The 17,631-nt window shown below is 65.4% G+C and carries 15 protein-coding genes; 9 read left to right on the forward strand and 6 right to left on the reverse strand.

What is annotated here, in order from left to right; genetic code table 11:
- The first annotated feature begins 16 nt into the window (after positions 1–16).
- The gene (rsmI, locus tag J1M86_RS13090; RefSeq protein WP_206510203.1) at positions 17–847 is read left to right on the forward strand and encodes a 16S rRNA (cytidine(1402)-2'-O)-methyltransferase; all 831 of its coding nucleotides are present in this window, start codon (positions 17–19) and stop codon (positions 845–847) included.
- Between the two features lie 4 nt (positions 848–851).
- Here the strand turns inward: rsmI and J1M86_RS13095 are convergent, their stop codons facing one another.
- Complete coding sequence (locus J1M86_RS13095) at positions 852–1,280, reverse strand: SRPBCC family protein (protein ID WP_206510204.1); 429 nt, start codon at positions 1,278–1,280, stop codon at positions 852–854.
- Positions 1,281–1,295: 15 nt separating this feature from the next.
- A complete protein-coding gene (locus tag J1M86_RS13100) occupies positions 1,296–2,318 on the reverse strand; it encodes an alpha/beta hydrolase (RefSeq protein WP_241260030.1) in 1,023 nt (340 codons plus the stop codon).
- A 142-nt stretch (positions 2,319–2,460) separates the two neighbouring features.
- Between J1M86_RS13100 and J1M86_RS13105 the strand changes: the two genes are divergently transcribed.
- Positions 2,461–3,855 (forward strand): wax ester/triacylglycerol synthase family O-acyltransferase, encoded by a 1,395-nt coding sequence (locus tag J1M86_RS13105; protein WP_206510206.1) that lies wholly within the window; start codon positions 2,461–2,463, stop codon positions 3,853–3,855.
- A gap of 68 nt (positions 3,856–3,923) precedes the next feature.
- Here J1M86_RS13105 and metG read toward each other — a convergent pair whose 3' ends face one another.
- The gene (gene metG / locus J1M86_RS13110) at positions 3,924–5,474 is read right to left on the reverse strand and encodes a methionine--tRNA ligase (RefSeq protein ID WP_206510207.1); all 1,551 of its coding nucleotides are present in this window, start codon (positions 5,472–5,474) and stop codon (positions 3,924–3,926) included.
- A 20-nt stretch (positions 5,475–5,494) separates the two neighbouring features.
- Here metG and J1M86_RS13115 point away from each other — a divergent pair, with 20 nt between their 5' ends.
- From J1M86_RS13115 to rsmA, 3 genes are all read left to right on the forward strand, one after another.
- Positions 5,495–6,328, forward strand: a complete 834-nt coding sequence (locus J1M86_RS13115; protein WP_206510208.1) for a TatD family hydrolase — start codon at positions 5,495–5,497, stop codon at positions 6,326–6,328.
- 115 nt (positions 6,329–6,443) lie between these two features.
- A complete protein-coding gene (locus tag J1M86_RS13120; protein ID WP_206510209.1) occupies positions 6,444–7,571 on the forward strand; it encodes a resuscitation-promoting factor in 1,128 nt (375 codons plus the stop codon).
- 21 nt (positions 7,572–7,592) lie between these two features.
- Positions 7,593–8,468 (forward strand): 16S rRNA (adenine(1518)-N(6)/adenine(1519)-N(6))-dimethyltransferase RsmA, encoded by an 876-nt coding sequence (gene rsmA / locus J1M86_RS13125; RefSeq protein WP_206510210.1) that lies wholly within the window; start codon positions 7,593–7,595, stop codon positions 8,466–8,468.
- Positions 8,469–8,565: 97 nt separating this feature from the next.
- On the opposite strand, the gene J1M86_RS13130 is transcribed toward rsmA, so the two are convergent.
- On the reverse strand, positions 8,566–9,546 hold the full coding sequence (locus J1M86_RS13130) for a YafY family protein (protein WP_206510211.1): 981 nt from the start codon (positions 9,544–9,546) through the stop codon (positions 8,566–8,568).
- 79 nt (positions 9,547–9,625) lie between these two features.
- Between J1M86_RS13130 and J1M86_RS13135 the strand changes: the two genes are divergently transcribed.
- The 3 genes from J1M86_RS13135 (at position 9,626) to J1M86_RS13145 (ending at position 13,152) form a co-directional block, all read left to right on the forward strand.
- A complete protein-coding gene (locus J1M86_RS13135; RefSeq protein ID WP_206510212.1) occupies positions 9,626–10,561 on the forward strand; it encodes a 4-(cytidine 5'-diphospho)-2-C-methyl-D-erythritol kinase in 936 nt (311 codons plus the stop codon).
- Positions 10,561–12,357 carry an ABC-F family ATP-binding cassette domain-containing protein gene (locus J1M86_RS13140; RefSeq protein ID WP_075837221.1) on the forward strand — a complete coding sequence of 599 codons (1,797 nt, stop codon included), beginning with the start codon at positions 10,561–10,563 and terminating at the stop codon, positions 12,355–12,357. The genes J1M86_RS13135 and J1M86_RS13140 overlap by 1 nt, the downstream gene beginning before the upstream one ends.
- A 63-nt stretch (positions 12,358–12,420) precedes the next feature.
- Positions 12,421–13,152 (forward strand): DUF4166 domain-containing protein, encoded by a 732-nt coding sequence (locus tag J1M86_RS13145; protein ID WP_294634647.1) that lies wholly within the window; start codon positions 12,421–12,423, stop codon positions 13,150–13,152.
- A 57-nt stretch (positions 13,153–13,209) separates the two neighbouring features.
- Here J1M86_RS13145 and J1M86_RS13150 read toward each other — a convergent pair whose 3' ends face one another.
- Together J1M86_RS13150 and J1M86_RS13155 are read right to left on the reverse strand one after the other, a co-directional pair.
- Positions 13,210–13,842, reverse strand: a complete 633-nt coding sequence (locus J1M86_RS13150) for a hypothetical protein (RefSeq protein WP_075837219.1) — start codon at positions 13,840–13,842, stop codon at positions 13,210–13,212.
- 207 nt (positions 13,843–14,049) lie between these two features.
- Positions 14,050–15,750, reverse strand: coding sequence for a peptide chain release factor 3 (locus tag J1M86_RS13155; protein ID WP_206510214.1), 1,701 nt, complete (start codon positions 15,748–15,750; stop codon positions 14,050–14,052).
- Positions 15,751–15,945: 195 nt separating this feature from the next.
- Here J1M86_RS13155 and J1M86_RS13160 point away from each other — a divergent pair, with 195 nt between their 5' ends.
- A complete protein-coding gene (locus J1M86_RS13160) occupies positions 15,946–17,580 on the forward strand; it encodes a fatty acyl-AMP ligase (RefSeq protein WP_075837217.1) in 1,635 nt (544 codons plus the stop codon).
- Positions 17,581–17,631 lie beyond the last annotated feature (51 nt).

A 17,631-nucleotide genomic window follows, 5' to 3' on the forward strand; every position in this document is an offset into this window, starting at 1 on the left:
GAGAGACGATGGGAGCATGCTGATCCTTGCCGCTACACCCATGGGCGACGTGGGTGATGCGTCCCAACGCCTGCGCGACGCACTGGCCACGGCCGACGTCGTCGCCGCCGAAGACACCCGGCGCACCAAGCATCTCGCGTCGGGACTCGGGGTGGTGATCACGGGAAAGGTCGTCAGCTTCTACGACCAGGTGGAGACTGCACGCCTACCCGGCCTGGTCGACGCCGTACGCGAGGGCAAGACCGTCCTACTCGTCACCGACGCAGGGATGCCGTCGGTGAGCGATCCCGGCTACCGGTTGGTCGCAGCCTGCGTCGAGCACGACCTCCCCGTCACGTGCCTGCCCGGTCCATCCGCGGTGACCACTGCGCTGGCACTGTCCGGTCTGCCGGTGGAGCGGTTCTGCTTCGACGGCTTCCCGCCGCGCAAGCAGGGGCAGCGAATGACATTCTTCGAATCCTTGAAGACCGAGCCGCGTGCCTGCGTCTTCTTCGAGGCCCCGCACCGTCTCGCAGCCAGCCTCGACGACGCGGTGACGGTGCTCGGCGGCGACCGCAGGGCGGCAGTGTGCCGAGAGCTCACCAAGACCTACGAGGAGGTCAAGCGGGGAACCCTCGGCGAACTGGCCGCGTGGGCCACCGGCGGCGTCCGCGGAGAGATCACCGTCGTTCTCGCCGGGGCGCAGCCCGTCGCCTCGGAACCGGAGGATCTCGTCGACGACGTCGAGGAGCTGGTGGCGTCGGGCATGCGGTTGAAGGACGCCTGTGTCCAGCTGGCTGTCGGCGGTGTCAGCAAGCGCGAGCTCTACGAGGCCGTCCTGTTGGCCCGAGTGGAGCCTGCGGAATGACCGGTCAGCCGACGACCTGTTGACGTAGCCCCTCGGTGGCGGCTTCGAGGATGGTCTTGGTCCCCCTCTTGACGAGGAATCCGGGCACCGGGATCTTCGGGTCGACGGTCAACGAGAAGTCGACGTGTGTGCCCTTGTCCGTTGCGGTCAGCGTGTACTCGCCGTGCTGGGCCTTCTGCTGCGAGCTTTCCACGAGGTCCCAGGTGACCTTGGTATCGGACCATGTGTATTCGACGACCTGATCGTCGTTGATGCCGAGGATCGACACAGCCATCTTCACCCGGTACGGTTTTCCGTCCTCGGTTCGGTCGACGATTTCGACCTTTTTGTGAACGGGCGACCATGACGGCAGCGCTTCCACATCGGAGAGAACGTCGAGAACTGCGGCGGGGTCGGCTTCGATGACGACCTCTTTGTTTCCTGTAACAGCCATGTTCGTCAAGGTATCTCAGGCAGTGCCTGTTACGTTCGGTAACGCGCTGTGACTACGCACGAAAGCACCGATTTCCCGTAGTGCGTGATGTGATTCGGGAACAAAATCCGCGGCTTGGAACACGTGGACCTGGTCTTCCCATACCTGCAATTCGCAGTGGACCCCGGCCGCTTCGAGACGTTCGATCATCAGTTCGGCGTCGGCGAGGACGATTTCGGTCGACCCGGCCTGGATGAGCACGGGCGGAAGGCCGGTGAGGTCGGCGTCGACGGGCGAAACCCGCGGTCCCCGATGGCCGTCGACGACGATTCGCGCCTCGACGCGGTCGGCGAGCACCGTCAGCGCGGGCACGGCACCGGAAGGGAACACCGCGCACTTCGACGCGTTCGCGTGCTCGATCTTGCCTGTCGGGTCCATATCGGTCAGCGGTGACATGGTGAAGATGCCGGCCGGCGTGGGCAGGCCGAGATCTCGCAGCGTCAGCGCCACCATGAACGAGAGGTATCCGCCCGCCGAGTCACCGGCGATGAAGATCTGATCGGGGCGGTAACCCGAGTCGAGGAGGAACCGGTAGCCGTCGACACCGTCTTCCACCGCATGAGAGATGGGATTGCGTGGCATCATCCGGTAGTCGACCGAGAGGACCGGTGCGTCGACGCTCTGGGAGACCCGCGATGTCAACCGTCGGTGGGTGTTGAGGCCGCAGCAGACGAAAGCGCCGCCGTGCAGGTAGAGCACGACGCGTTCGTTGCCGACGCCTTCCGCGCGAATCCACTCGGCCTCGCATTCCGCCAGCATCACACTGCGGGTATCGGTGCCTTTGAGCGGTGGCATGAGCATTCCGGCGTAGTCGACGACACTCATCGGCCAGGGAAGATTGGGGGCTTTGGCCCATACCGACAGAAACGGGCGGACCGTGAACTGTAGATACGTTGCCAGCGCGCGAGACTGCAGGCTGCTTCCGGCCATGTCGAGCCTGGTCGAGACGCTTCTCGGCGCTGGCTGCGGACGCTTCAGTGCGGTAAGCACGGGATTCATCGCCCTCGCCTCCAATCCTGGTACTTGGAACTCCTAGTACCTGGACATTAGCCCGTGATTCGGGTTGCTTGAACGTATGGTCGTGTTCGATGTCACTTCGATGTCACACTGTGATCAAATCCAGGCAGAAAGTTTATCGCTCATGGCGCTCATGCCCGTTACCGAATCCATGTTCTTGATCGCCGAATCCAGAGAGCACCCAATGCATGTCGGCGGCCTGCAATTATTCGTGCCGCCGGGCGATCCGCACGAGTTCGCGGAGCTGATCCACAAGAAATTCACCTCGGAGAACGTGCACGAGCTGTTCCGGAAACGACCGGGACGACCTGTCAATGTCATGGGCAGCCTCGCCTGGTCCCGTGAACCCGAGATCGACTTCGAGTACCACGTGCGCCGGGTCGTACTGCCCGCACCCGGACGCATTCGTGAACTGTTCCAGTTCATTTCGCTCAACCATGGCACCCCACTCGACCGATACCGGCCGATGTGGGAGCTGCAGATCATCGAGGGTCTCGCCGACGGGCGCATCGCCGTCTACACCAAGGTGCATCACTCGCTCGTCGACGGCGTTTCCGCGCTCAAGCTCATGCTGAACACCTTCACCACCGATCCCGACGATCGAAACGGCGTCGCCACCTGGGATCCGTCACTTTTTCATGACAAGAAACGTCCGGAGGCATCGTCGACGCTGGCGAAGATCACCGGCGGGTTGTCGTTCGGCCGCAAACTCGCCGGTGACGTCGTGGACTTCGTGCCTGCCGTGACGCGACTGAGCGTGCGCGCGCTACGCCACGAGGGCGCGCAGTTGCCGCTGCGGGCCCCTCGGACGATGTTCAACGTGCCCATCGGGGGTGCGCGGCGGTTCGCGGCCGAAAGCTGGTCCATCAGCCGGATGTCCGCGGTAGCGAAGACATATGACGTCAAACTGAACGACATCGTGCTCGCCATGTGCTCCGGTGCCCTCCGCAGCTACCTCATCGATCAGGAAGCGCTTCCCGACGCCCCGCTCGTCGCGATGGTTCCGGTCTCTCTCCGCAAGCCGGGGGAGGACAAGGAGTCGGGCAACTCCGTCTCGGCGATCCTGTGCAACCTGGGCACGGACGAGGCCGACCCCCTGGCCCGGCTGCAGCGCATCACCGACTCGTCTTCGCGGGGCAAGGAGATGATGCGAGAGTTCAACACTCTCGAATCGCTGGCCTTCGGAGCTGTCGCATTGTTGCCCCTGCTCTTTGCGCCCGTGCCCGGCTTCGTGGCCAACACCCCGCCGCCGTTCAACGTCATCATCTCCAACGTCCCCGGCAGGAAGGAAGACCTGTACTGGAACGGTGGCAAACTCGACGGAATCTATCCCGCGTCCATCGTGGCCGACGGCATGGCCCTCAACATCACCGTCGCAAGCAACGGTGACTCACTCAATTTCGGTCTCATCGGTTGCCGCCGCAGCGTCCCGCACCTGCAGCGAATCCTGACGCACCTCGAGAACGCGCTCGAGGAGTTGGAGAAGGCGACGTCGTCGCATGTGAGTGAAAATACATAGCAGGCGGGAGCGCAGCCTGCGGAGTGACCCAGGTTCGCAGCGTATTTTCACTCACATGCGCGTAGCGCCTACTTGGCCTCGTACTTGGGAAACACGGGCGACGGAGTGGGCAGAGCCTCGCCGGGAACGATGCGCGCCGTGATGTCTGTGAACTCACGCGCCGGATCGCCGAGCAGCTCGAGGATACGAGCGGCAGCAGTGGGCATCACCGGCTGAACCAGGATCCCGACGATGCGCAGCACCTCGAGCGTCACGTACAGCACAGTGGCCATGCGATCCGGATCGGTCTTGCGCAGCACCCACGGTTCCTGCTGCGAGAAGTAGCGGTTGGTCTCACCGAGCACCGACCAGATCGCTTCGACCGCCGAGTGCAGGGCCTGGACGTCGAACTCGCGGCGGCAGATGCCGAGCAACGCGTCGGCGCGGGCGAGTAGGGCTTCGTCTTCGGCGGTGAACGCGCCGGGCGTCGGGACCTTCCCGTCCAGGTTCTTGGCGACCATGGTCAGCGAGCGTTGCGCGAGGTTGCCGAGTTCGTTGGACAGGTCGGCGTTCATGCGGGTGACGATGGCCTCGGCGCTGTAGCTGCCGTCCTGGCCGAAGGACACCTCACGTAGCAGGAAGAATCGGAGCGAGTCGAGGCCGAACTCGTCGACGAGTGTGAACGGATCGACGACGTTGCCGACCGACTTCGACATCTTCTCGCCCTTGTTGTTCAGGAATCCGTGTACGAAAACGCGTTTGGGCAGTTCGACGCCCGCGGACATCAGGAACGACGGCCAGAACACCGTGTGGAAGCGGGTGATGTCCTTGCCGATGATGTGCAGGTCGGCGGGCCAGTACTTCTCGAACGTCTCCGACTCGGTGTTGGGGTACCCGACGCCGGTGAGGTAGTTGGTCAGCGCGTCGACCCATACGTACATCACGTGGTCGGGATCGCCCGGTACCTCGACGCCCCAGTCGAATGTGGTTCGCGAGATGGAGAGGTCCTTGAGGCCGCTCTTGACGAAGTTGACGATCTCGTTGCGGCGCGTGTTCGGTGCGATGAAATCCGGGTTGGACTCGTACAGCTCGAGCAGCTTGTCCTGGTAGGCGGAGAGGCGGAAGAAGTACGTGGACTCCTCGGTCCATTCCACCGGCGTCTGCGTCTCGGTGGCGACGCGGGTACCGTCCTCGGCCTGCGTCGTCTCGCCCTCGGTGTAGAAGGCCTCGTCGCGCACCGAGTACCAACCGGAGTACGTATCGAGGTAGATGTCGCCTCGCTCGACCATCTTGGTCCAGATCGCCTTGCTGGATTCGAGGTGGTCGGCATCGGTGGTCCGGATGAAACGGTCGTACGAGATCCCGAGGGCCTTCTGCAGTCCCTCGAAAGCGTCTGAGTTGCGCGCAGCCAGGTCGCGGACGTCGATGCCCTCTTTGACGGCCGTCTGCTGCATCTTCAGGCCGTGCTCGTCCGTCCCGGTGAGGAACATGACGTCGAACCCGTCGAGTCGCTTGAATCGGGCGATGACGTCCGTCGCGATGTACTCGTAGGCGTGGCCGATGTGCGGGGCACCGTTCGGGTACGCGATGGCTGTGGTGACATAGAAGGAGGGCCGTGAGGCATCAGCTGGCGCAGTCATGGTGCGCCTACTCTATCGGCGTGAGCAAAGACCGCCCCGCACCGCCATTGCCCGAACGTCTCGACAGGCTCGTCGATGCGCACACCCATCTCGACGCATGTGGCGCCGTCGACGCCGCGTCCGTGGCCGCCATCCTCGACCGGGCGGAGTCCGTCGGCGTTTCACGGGTGGTGACCGTCGCCGACGATCTCGAGGCCGCGCGTTTCGCCGTCGACGCCGCTCACTGGGATGCGCGGGTGTGGGCCGCCACCGCGATTCACCCGACCCGGGCGAACGTTCTGGACGAGGACGTGAAAGCCGAGATCGAGCGACTCTCTGCCGACGAGCGCGTCGTGGCGGTCGGCGAAACGGGACTCGATTACTACTGGCCCGGCAAGCTCGAGGGCTGCGCGACGGCCCGGGAGCAGCAGGGCGGTTTCCGCTGGCACATCGACCTCGCCAAACGGCTCGGAAAAACGCTGATGATCCACAATCGCGAGGCCGACGAGGACCTGTTGAAGGTGCTGTCCGAAGAGGGTGCCCCGGAGTCCGTCATCTTCCACTGCTTCTCGTCCGGGCCGGAGATGGCAACCGCGTGCATCGACGCCGGTTACGTGCTCAGCCTGTCCGGGACCGTCAGTTTCAAGAACGCGCATGCGTTGCGAGAGGCCGCCAGGCTCATTCCCGACGGCCAACTGCTGGTCGAGACCGATGCGCCATTCTTGACCCCGCATCCGTTTCGGGGCGCACCCAATGAGTCGTACTGCCTCCCTTACACCGCACGCGCGCTCGCCGAGATCCGCGGCCAGGATCCAGTGGAGCTCGCCGCGCACGTCACCGCCAATGCCGAACGGGTCTATTCGCTGGGCGTGTGACTGTTACTCAACGGTGCAGAGTTGCGAGATGTGCACCGATTCGTTACCGTACCGTGACCCGCCCGACGGGCTTGCCGCACGAAAAGGTAACGCTCCACAATCCAGGGATTGCAACTTGACCAGTCTTGCTCGCCTAAACAACGCCAGGTCGATGACGCTGTACTTCGTTGTCGCCGCTCTGTTGGCAACGCTGATCGTCGGGGGCGCCACCGCCGTAGCTCGTCACAAAACCGTGACCATCGACGTCGACGGTGAATTGATCACACTCAGCACCATGAGCACCGACGTCAGCGGAGCGCTCTCGGCAGCGGGCTTCGAACCGGACGAGAAGGACCTCGTCGCACCGGGGCCGGACTCGTCCATCTCGGACGGCGAGACCGTCGTCCTGCGGCGAGCACGCGAACTGACCGTCACCATCGACGGAGAACCCGAGCAGATCTGGACGACGGCACTGACCGTCGACGAAGCACTGCAGCAAATGGATCTCGCTGATGACGTGCACGTCTCGGCCTCGCGCGGTGAGCGCCTGCCCCTCGAGGGAACCGACCTCGAAGTGGCACTGCCCAAGCAGGTCACCCTCGTCGACGGGGCAGCACCGGCCGCGCCGGTGACGCTGGCTGCGCCGACCGTCGCCGAGTTCCTCGAAGAGGCCGGCACGCCGCTCGAGCAGGCCGATACCGTCACGCCCGGCCCGGACGAGACCGTCACCGACGGCGCCGAGATCATCGTTACCCGCAACCGCACCGAGACGCGAACCGAGACCACCGACGTCACCCCGCCTGCGGAGCGCATCGAGGACCCGACGATGAACGTGAGTCGGACCGTCGTCGAAAACCCGGGCGCGCCCGGCATCTCCGACATCACCTGGGAAGTCAACCTCGTCAACGGCGAGGAAGTCGGTCGCGAGAAGGTCGACGAGGTCGTCAAGGTGCCGGCCCAGCCGCAGGTCGTGCGTGTCGGCGCCAAGCCCGGCACCGAAGTTCCCCCCGTCGAGAACGGCGCGATCTGGGACGCGTTGGCTCAGTGCGAGGCAACTGGCAACTGGGCGATCAACACCGGAAACGGTTACTACGGCGGCGTCCAGTTCGACCAGAACACCTGGGAGCGTCAGGGCGGGTTGAAGTACGCACCCCGTGCCGATCTGGCAACACGCGAAGAGCAGATCGCCATCGCGACCGTGACTCAGCGGTCGCAGGGATGGGGCGCATGGCCCTCGTGCACGTCTCGCCTGGGCCTCCGATGACGGGTGCGTAGAGTTTCCACAGTGCAGGAAGATGTGAGGCAACCCGTGGCGCTGCTCGGGCCCGCGGAGGTGCGATCCCTCGCCGCCGAGTTGGACGTTCGCCCCACCAAACAACTCGGACAGAACTTTGTGCACGACGCCAACACCGTGCGACGCATCGTCGCGTCCGCGGGGGTCGGGGGAGCGGACACCGTCCTCGAGGTCGGCCCCGGTCTCGGATCGCTGACGCTGGCGCTTCTCGATGTCGCCGACGCCGTGATCGCCGTCGAGATCGATCCCAAGCTCGCCGGGCGGCTACCGCAGACGGCAGCCGAGCGCGCCCCGTCGCGGGCCGGACAACTCACTGTCGTCGAATTCGACGCGCTGCGCGTGAAGGCATCGGACATCCCGGGTGCGCCGTCGGCGCTGGTGGCGAACCTCCCCTACAACGTCGCCGTGCCCGTACTCATTCACCTGTTCTCCGAGCTGCCCTCGCTGCGGACAGCGCTCGTCATGGTCCAGGCCGAGGTCGCCGACCGGCTCGCAGCCGACCCGGGCAGCAAGGTCTACGGCATACCGAGCGTGAAAGCGGGATTCTTCGGGACGGTCAAGCGCGCCGGTTCCGTCGGCCGGTCGGTGTTCTGGCCGGTGCCGAAGGTCGAATCGGGTCTCGTTCGTCTCGACCGCTATCCCGAACCCCCGTGGTCCATGGACGACAAGCATCGGCGCGCCGTCTTCGCCGTCGTCGACGCTGCTTTCGCGCAGCGCCGCAAGACACTGCGCGCCGCCTTGAGCGGCTGGGCGGGTTCGCCCGTGATCGCCGAGCGCCGCCTCCGCGAAGCCGGCATCGACCCCTCGGCGCGCGGGGAAACCCTCGATGCCGCAGCTTTCGTCAGGCTGGCCGGTACGCAGGCCTGATTTGGCACCCCTGCTTTTCGGCATGAATGGGCCATCGCAACGGTTAGACAGTTGTAGTGGTCCATTCATGCCGAAAGGGGGCTGCCGAAAGGGGGGCTCACGAAGGCGGACGCACACTCGCGCGGTAGCGCTCGCTGAGGAAGGTGTGTCGTTCGGCCACCCGCATGCATTCCGCTTCGAGCTCGGGCGGACCGAGGATGGTGAAGTCGGTGTCGAATGCGCCGAGCCAGTGCGCTATGGACTCCAGCGAGTCGCCGGACAGGGTGACGGTGCACGTCTGGTCGGGTCCGGATTCGATTGTGCCCCAACGCTCGTCGATCATCGGTGCGATGGTCTCGATCGGCGCCTGCAGGGCAATGCTCGCCTGCACCTGGGTGAAGGGTCGGGCCAGCCCAGCCGCGACGAAGGCCGCTGCCCCGCCCTCGGGTAGCGCGCGCGGGGTGAAACGTGGACCGGTGGGGACCTTCGGGGTCAACCGGTCGACGCGGAAGGATCGCCAGTCCTGACGCAGCAGATCCCATCCGAGCAAGTACCACCGCGCTCCGGAGCGGACGAGGCTGTACGGCTCCACCTCGCGCCGCGTCTCGGTGCCGTCGTGGGAGCGGTAGTCGAAACGGAGCCGCTCGCGGTTGTGACAGACCCCCGCGACGACGGACAGGATGCCCGCGTCCACGGCGGAACGGGCTGGGCGGTCGACGACGTCGATTCGGAGGGCGTCGAGCCGATGCCGGATGCGTGAGGGCATCACCTGCCTGAGCTTCGTCAGCGCCCGCAACGACGCTTCGCCGATGCCTGCGACGGCCCCTCCCGCTGCGGACTGCAACCCGAACGCCACCGCGAGGGTCTCTTCGTCGTCGAGCAGCAATGGCGGCATCTCCGCGCCGGGCCCGAGCTGGTAGCCACCGCCGACACCTGCCGTCGCGTTGACCGGGTAGCCGATCTCCCGGAGCTTGTCGACGTCGCGCCGGACTGTCCGCGGTGTGACGTTCAGGCGCTCGGCCAGGTCCGCTCCGGCCCAGTCTCGGCGTGTCTGGAGCAGGGAGAGCAGCTTGAGCAGTCGTGCCGACGTTTCCCTCATGGATCGATGATCGCAAGAATTGCGGACAGTTGTCGTCCGCGATCAGCGTGGTTCACCATTTCCACTACTGTTGACTCTCGTGCTCTCAGTCGTCCACAGCCCCGTCGTAGTCAGGGCACCGTCGAAGGTCAACCTGCACCTGTCGGTCGGTGACCTCCGCGAGGACGGCTATCACGAACTCACGACGGTCTTTCAGGCGTTGTCTTTGTCGGACCGGATATCGGTGGTGCCCTCGCAGGCCCTGCGGGTCATCGTCACGGGTGCGGACGCGAAGTCCGTTCCCACCGACGAGCGCAATCTCGTGTGGAAGGCCGCGGTGCTTCTCGCCGAGGCAGTCGGCCGCGAACCACTCGTCGACATCACCGTCGACAAGGGCATTCCAGTGGCGGGCGGCATGGCGGGCGGCAGCTCCGATGCCGCAGCGACGCTCGTAGCCCTCGACGCGCTGTGGCATCTGGAACTATCTCGAACCGAGCTGACCGACCTGGCGGCACAACTGGGCAGCGATGTCCCGTTCGTGCTGCACGGCGGCACTGCGGTGGGCACAGGACGCGGCGAGAAGCTACTTCCGGTCCTCTCCCGCAACAGCTTTCACTGGGTCCTGGCGCTCGCGAAGGGCGGACTGCAGACACCCGCGGTGTTCGCCGAACTCGACGAACTCCGGGCCAAAGGAAATCCGCCGCGACTCGGTGACCCCGAGGCTCTCATGCATGCGCTCGTCAGCGGCGACGCGCACACGCTCGCGCCCCTGCTCGGAAACGACCTGCAAGTTGCGGCGGTATCGTTGCTACCGCAATTGCGCCGGACGCTGCGGGCCGGAGTCACGGCCGGTGCGCTCGCCGGAATCGTGTCCGGTTCCGGTCCGACCTGTGCTTTTCTCTGCGCCGACGCCGGCACCGCGGTGGCGGTCGGTGCGGAATTGTCCGGTGCCGGCGTCTGCCGCACCGTGCGTGTTGCGAGCGGCCCCGTTCCGGGTGCTCGCGTGATCACTAACGAATCGATTGGTTTCACCTGATGGTCAATCTCGTCAATCTCGAAAACGTCTCCAAGTCCTTCGGCGTCAAACCGCTGCTCGACGGTGTGTCCCTCGGTGTTCAGGAGGGCGAGCGGATCGGCATGGTCGGTCTCAACGGCGGCGGCAAGACCACCACCCTCGAGGTGCTGGCCGGCATCGAACCTCCGGACTCGGGACGGGTGAGCCGCGTCAGTGGCCTGCGGATGGCCGTGGTGACGCAGCGCGGCGTACTGCCACCCGGATCGACCGTCGGACAGGTCGTGCTCGATCCGCTGGGCATGGCCGAGCACGAGTGGGCCGGTGACTCACGGGTGCGCAACATCCTGACCGGCATCGGCATCGCCGATCTCGGCCCGGCCGGAAGCTCTGGTCTCGACGCCCCCATCGACAACCTTTCGGGCGGTGAGCGACGCCGCGTCGCCCTGGCCGCTGCGCTGGTACAAGATCTCGACCTGCTCGTGCTGGACGAGCCGACCAACCACCTCGACGTCGAAGGTGTGCAGTGGCTCGCTGCGCACCTCGTCGGTCGTCGCAGCGCGCTCGTCGTCGTCACTCACGATCGCTGGTTCCTCGACACTGTCGCCAACCAGACCTGGGAGGTCGTCGGCGGCGGCGTCGAGACCTACGAGGGCGGCTACAACGACTGGATCTTCGCGCGCGCCGAACGCTCCCGCCAGGCCGACGCATCCGAGGAACGCCGACGGAACCTGGCGCGCAAGGAGTTGGCGTGGCTGCGCCGCGGCGCACCTGCCCGGACATCCAAACCGAAGTACCGCATCGAAGCCGCCGAGGCGCTCATCGCCGACGTGCCCGCCCCGCGCGATTCCGTCGCACTCGCCTCGTTCGCTCAGCGCAGGCTCGGCCGGATCGTCATCGAACTCGAGGACGTCCGGCTCGAAACCCCGGACGGCCGTGAGCTCGTCAAGGACTTCACATGGCGGCTGGCCCCCGGTGAACGAGTGGGTCTGGTGGGCGTCAACGGATCCGGCAAGACGACGCTGCTGCGCACGTTGGCCGGCGAACTCGAGCCGGCAACGGGCAAACGAATCCAGGGCCAGACCGTCAAGATCGGGTGGCTCAAGCAGGAACTGGACGATCTGCCGAAGAAACTGCGGGTGCTCGACGCCGTCAAGGAGGTCGCCGAGCGCATCACCCTGGGGGACAAGGAGGTCTCAGCAGGCCAGCTCGCCGAGCGTCTCGGGTTCACCCCGGCCCGTCAGCGCACGCCTGTCGGTGACCTTTCCGGTGGCGAGCGGCGCCGGCTGCAGCTCACTCGCGTGCTCATGGCCGAGCCGAACGTGCTGTTGCTCGACGAGCCGACCAACGATCTCGACATCGACACCCTGCAGCAGCTCGAGGATCTGCTCGACAGCTGGGCAGGCACCCTCGTCGTCATCAGTCACGACAGGTACCTGATCGAACGCATCTGTGACTCGACGTGGGCACTGTTCGGCGACGGCAAGCTCACCAACTTGCCGGGCGGCATCGAGGAATACCTCCGGCGTCGTGCAGTGATCGCAGCGGAAGCGACTCCGGACTCGCTCACCACCGGCGGTACCACCAGGAAGGCCGTCAAGGACGCGGCGTCGGAGCGGGCCGCGCGCAAGGAACTGAGCAAGCTCGAGAAGCTCGTCGTGCGGCTCTCGGACCGCGAGATCGCGTTGCACGCCGAACTCGCGGAGGCCGCGACCGAGACGAGCAAGTTGGTCGAGCTCGATACCGAGCTGAAGAAGGTTCTCGCGGACAAGGACGTCGCCGAGGAGCGGTGGATGGAACTCGCCGCAGAGTTGGAATGAGGGAGAGCGAGCGGGGTTTGACAGGGAACGCGCCCGGGGTATTACCGGCTTCATGATTACGCCGTGTACACCCCGGATGTATGCCGAGATGGGTTGCGCGCAATGACCTCGGTGGTGCGGGCTGCGTTGGGCCCGGCGTTCGAGGATCTGCACCCGAAAGTGCAGTGGCGCTTCGGGTTGTCCTCCGCCGACAGCGCATGCCAGTTTGGTGTCGGCGTGATGGAGGAGATGACCCACTCCGCGCTGGTGCCGCCGCCCGTTCTGTGGCTCGGTGGCAGACGCGGCTTGTTCCCGGCCGGCAAAGCCACCGATGTGCCGTTCACGGTCGCCAACTACGCCTACGTCGACGACATCGGACGCGAAACTCTGTCCTTCGTTCGACGGTTTTCGTTCGTCGGTAAGGCCCAGGGTATGAACTCGGTGATGGTCACGCCTGCGCGAACATCCGGTCGCTCCGCTCCGGCGAGCGACGTGGCGCTGGATTACCTCGGGTACCACTCGGACATGGTTGTGCAGACGCGGTGCAGCGTCGAACCCGACGGGGTATTGCTACTGGAGAGTGGTGCGCCCCGAGTGCTGGGCGTGCGGATACCTCAGATTGCGTCCGCACTGACCACGGCACGCGAATGGTGGGACGAGGAACAGCAGCGCCACCGAATCCGAATCGACGTCACCAGCCCGATCCTCGGCACGCTCTTCCACTACCACGGGTGGTTCACAGCAGAAGAGCGCCCGTGTGGCCCGTCCGATATCCCCGAGGGTGCGAAACCGACGAAGCTGGTCGAACGGGAGTAAGCCTGCAGCCGGCCTCGCCACCCGCACATGGGTAGCGAAGCCGGTGTTGGCAGAAGATCAGCGGTAACCCTTGGCGGGGTTGAGCAGATCCAGGACGATGGTCTGCCCGTTGGAGCGAACGTGGATTTCGGGGTTCTGCAGTCCACCCGAGACGAGGTACTCGCCGAGGAGCTGAAGAAGCTCATCGGGGCCCACGGAGGTATCGGGGGTACGGATGTCACCGGTGCGGCTGCCGAGCTCGTTCTGCGTCAGGCGACCTGCGATGCGCACGGACGCGACACCCATGGCGGTACGACGGTCCGGTACACCGCTGCGGCCGGCGCTCGTCGAGGCCGATGAGCCGCTGGATGCGTGGGTAGAGCGGCCATTTGTCGGTAGGCCGTGTTCGGAGATCTGATCGCTAGTAGTCACTTCAACCTCGTTCGAATCCTGGGTGGGCTGCTTCGGCGTCGTGCTTTCGGGTTCGGACTTCGTTCCGGACATCGGTGCATCCTGCTTTCGCGTGTCGGAATCCGTGTCCGACGGCTCGGTGGCCGCGTCGGCTTCCTGGTCGGATGTGGGCGGCGTGGCCGAGTTCGACTCGGGCGTTTCCTCGTCGGAGGCCAATTTCGGGGTGGGTGTACTCAGCCGGTGAGCTGGCACCTGCCCGATCTTGATCCCTGCCAGCGGATAGCTGGAACCCTTTGTCATAACCAAACCCCACGTCGGATGCGCTGAAACCTTTTCGACATCGAGAAACGTACTCGAAGTCCGTTCGGACCATCGAAGAGTAACACCATGCCTGTTTATGTGGGTATTTTGTGGTGCCATTTCGTGTTTACGGCATGAGAAACCGCCGGACGCGGGGTCCGGATCGGTTCGGAATACGAGCAGGTACCTACCTGCTCGCGGGCGCTTCTATTCGCCGGCGGCGACGAGAGGTTCGAGCGTCAACTCGGGCATTTCCTTCTCGATGTACTGAAGCCGCCATTTGTCGCTGACAAGGGCGAGAAGCGCCCCGTCGGTGCGGGTGAACACTTCGACTCCTCGCTGGCGCCCCAGCTCGGTAGCGGACGCGGCGTCCGTGCGGCGGGCCACCGAATACCCGAGCGGCTCCAACCGGGAGTCGACGCCGAACTCGGACTTCATCCGAGCGGTGACGACCTCGAACTGCATCGGTCCCACCGCGGCCAGCACCGGCGAGGCGTCGCCGCGCACGTCGTTGCGCAGCACCTGCACCACGCCCTCGGAATCCAGCTGCTCGACGGCCCGTCGGAACTTCTTGTACTTGTCCGCGCTGTCGACTCGCAAGGCAGCGAAATGCTCGGGCGCGAACGACGGAATCGGCGGGAACTCGACCTTCTTGTCGCTGAAGAGCGTGTGACCGGGGGCGAGTGCGGTCGCGTTGACGAGACCGACGACATCGCCCGGGTAGGCGTTTTCGACGGTGGTGCGCTCGCGGCCGAACACCGTCAATGCGTACTTGGTGGTGAAGGGCTTGCCTGTTTGGGCGTGGGTGACCACCATGCCACGCTCGAAGACGCCCGATACGACGCGCATGAACGCCAACCGGTCGCGGTGGGCGGTGTCCATACCTGCCTGCACCTTGAACACCACCGCGCTGAACGGGTCGGTGACCTCGCGGACGCCGCCGTTGATGTCCTCGCGGCCACCGGGCGCAGGCGCCAGCGCGACGAGGGTGTCGAGGATCTGGCGGACACCGAAGTTCAGCATCGCGGACCCGAAGATGACGGGTGAGGTTTGGCCGGCGAGGAACATTTCCTGATCGTGTCCCTGTCCGCTCGAGACCAGCAGTTCGCTTTCCTCGAGGGCGGTGTCCCAGTCGATCCCTTCCCGCGCCGCGGCGGCCTCGGCGTCCATCAGTTCCTCGGGGGCGATGGTTGCACCGCCCGCAGTTCGGGTGAAGCGGATGTAATTGCCCTGACGGACATCGAGCAAACCGCGGAAATCGCCCGCGATGCCGACGGGCCAGTACAGCGGCGTCGGCGTCAGACCGATCCGCTTCTCGATCTCGTCCAGCAACTCCAGCGGGTACTGGCCGGGACGGTCCCACTTGTTGATGACGGTGATCACCGGGATACCGAACTGGCGGCACACCTGGAACAGCTTCAACGTCTGCGGTTCGAGGCCCTTGGCAGCGTCGATGAGCATGACCGCAGCGTCGACGGCGGTCAGTACCCGGTAGGTGTCCTCCGAGAAGTCGGCGTGACCGGGAGTGTCGACGAGGTTGATGACGTTTATCTCGTCTACGGCCGGGTCGACCTGGTAGTTGAACTGCAGCGCGGTAGAGCTCACCGAGATGCCGCGAGCCTTCTCCATTTCCATCCAGTCCGACACCGTCGAGCGGCGGCCCGCTTTGCCGTGGATGGCACCGGCTTCGGAGATGACGCGAGCGTGCAGCGCCAGTGCTTCGGTCAGCGTGGACTTACCGGCGTCGGGATGGGAGATGACGGCGAACGTGCGGCGCCGCGCGACCTCGCCAGCGAGCTCTCGATGCGCGTTCTTCGGCTGACCGGGCGCTGCATCGACAGGGACGGCCGACTCGGCAAGGGCAGAGCTCGTGTCGGACGGAGCGTCTACCGAATCGGGCGTACTCAAGCGAACCTCTTCTGTGAACGTATGGAGCTGTGAACGTATGGATCAGGGGCATTGCTGCTCGTGCCAGGGTACTCGGCGCGTCCGACGGGTAACGGTTCCCATCCGGTGCAGGATTGAATAGCTTGAAGGCAGTGTTGTGCACCACGGTGTCTTCAGGTGCAGTGCCGACGATGTCCGCTCGACGAGGAGACGGCTTTGAGCAAGTTCACCGAGGAAATGTTCGCCACGGCCGAAAGCAGTGAACGCGGCCTCGTCACCGGGGAGCCCGACCAACCGCTGCGCCAGTCCTGGGGGGAGATTCATCGCGTCGCCAGGGCCATGGCCGGAACGCTCGCCGACGCCGGGATCGGACGCGGCGACGCCATCGGGATCCTCGCCGGCCAGCCCGTCGATATCGCCCCGGCCTGTCAGGCCACGTGGATGCGGGGTGGGTCCGTCACCATGCTGCATCAGCCGACACCGCGCACCGATCTCGCCGTGTGGGGAGCCGACACCGAGACCGTCGTGCGGATGATCGAGGCGAAGGCCGTCATCCTCGGTGCGCCGTTCGACGTCGCCGCACCGATTCTCGAAGAGCGCGGTATCACCGTGCTGAAGATCGAGGACATGCGGTCCGGCACCGAGATCGACCCGATCGAGACCGCCGAGAGCGACATCGCGCTGCAACAGCTGACGTCCGGCTCCACGGGATCGCCCAAGGCCGTGCGCATCACGCACGAGAACTTCTACGTCAATGCCTACGCGATGATCGACCGCATCAAGTTCGACGTCGACTCCGACGTCATGGTCAGCTGGTTGCCCCTCTTTCACGACATGGGCATGGTCGGGTTCCTGACGGTGCCCATGCAGGTCGGCGCGGAGGTCGTCAGCATCACCCCGCTCGACTTCCTGCGGTCACCGCTGCTGTGGGCCAAACTGATCGACAAGTATCGCGGGACTGTCACGGCCGCACCCAATTTCGCGTATTCGCTGCTCGCTCGCCGGCTCTCGCAGGCCGACGACGATCTCGATCTCGACCTGAGCACACTGCGCTACGCCTGGAACGGCGCCGAGCCGGTGGACCCCGAGACGATGGCGACACTGGCCGAGGCGGGGGCGCCGTACAAGCTGGATCCGCTCGCGCTCGCACCCGTGTACGGCATGGCCGAAACGACTCTGGCGGTGTCCATTCCGGACCCTGGACAGGGGCAGGTCATCGACATCGTCGACGCGGACCTCCTCGAGGCGATGGCCCGTGCAGTCCCCGCCACCAAGGGCAACGTCCGCCGGCTCGCGACGCTCGGCAAGATGGTGCCCAATCTCGAGGGCCGCGTCGTCGACAAGGAAGGGCAGGTCCTCACCCCGCGCGGGGTCGGTATCATCGAAGTGCGCGGCAAAGCCGTCACTCCGGGTTACATCACCGTCGACGGACCGGTCGAGACGCAGGACGCCGACGGTTGGCTCGACACCGGGGACATCGGGTACTTCACCGAAGAAGGCCTGGTCGTGGTCTGTGGACGTATCAAGGACGTCATCATCATGGGCGGGCGCAACATCTATCCGACGGACATCGAACGGGCTGCGGCCTCGGTCGCGGGCGTGCGCCCCGGCAACGCCGTCGCCATCCGTCTCGACGCCGGCGACAAGCGTGAGAGTTTCGCGGTTGCGGTCGAGACCAACGACTTTCAGGACCCGGAGGAGGTCAAGCGGATCGAGCGTGATGTGGTGCATGCGGTGCACTCCGAGGTGGGTGTCCGTCCGCGCACGGTTGCTGTGCTCGGACCGGGCTCGATCCCGAAGACGTCCTCGGGAAAGCTGCGCCGCGCCACTTCGGCTGCGCTGCTGGGGTAGGCCCTCTGTTTGGAGAGCTCGCACCCTTTGTACGAAGCTCGCACCCCCGCT

Source organism: Rhodococcus sp. KRD197 (assembly GCF_017168235.1).
Lineage (GTDB): Bacteria > Actinomycetota > Actinomycetes > Mycobacteriales > Mycobacteriaceae > Rhodococcoides.

Excerpts from the sequence above, each read along its gene's own strand:
- J1M86_RS13105 (WP_206510206.1), top strand. The coding sequence starts at position 2,461 with ATGGCGCTCATGCCCGTTACCGAATCCATGTTCTTGATCGCCGAATCC.
- J1M86_RS13095 (WP_206510204.1), bottom strand. The coding sequence starts at position 1,280 with ATGGCTGTTACAGGAAACAAAGAGGTCGTCATCGAAGCCGACCCCGCC.
- J1M86_RS13150 (WP_075837219.1), bottom strand. The coding sequence starts at position 13,842 with ATGACAAAGGGTTCCAGCTATCCGCTGGCAGGGATCAAGATCGGGCAG.
- J1M86_RS13100 (WP_241260030.1), bottom strand. The coding sequence starts at position 2,318 with ATGAATCCCGTGCTTACCGCACTGAAGCGTCCGCAGCCAGCGCCGAGA.
- J1M86_RS13130 (WP_206510211.1), bottom strand. The coding sequence starts at position 9,546 with ATGAGGGAAACGTCGGCACGACTGCTCAAGCTGCTCTCCCTGCTCCAG.
- rsmI (WP_206510203.1), top strand. The coding sequence starts at position 17 with ATGCTGATCCTTGCCGCTACACCCATGGGCGACGTGGGTGATGCGTCC.
- J1M86_RS13140 (WP_075837221.1), top strand. The coding sequence starts at position 10,561 with ATGGTCAATCTCGTCAATCTCGAAAACGTCTCCAAGTCCTTCGGCGTC.
- metG (WP_206510207.1), bottom strand. The coding sequence starts at position 5,474 with ATGACTGCGCCAGCTGATGCCTCACGGCCCTCCTTCTATGTCACCACA.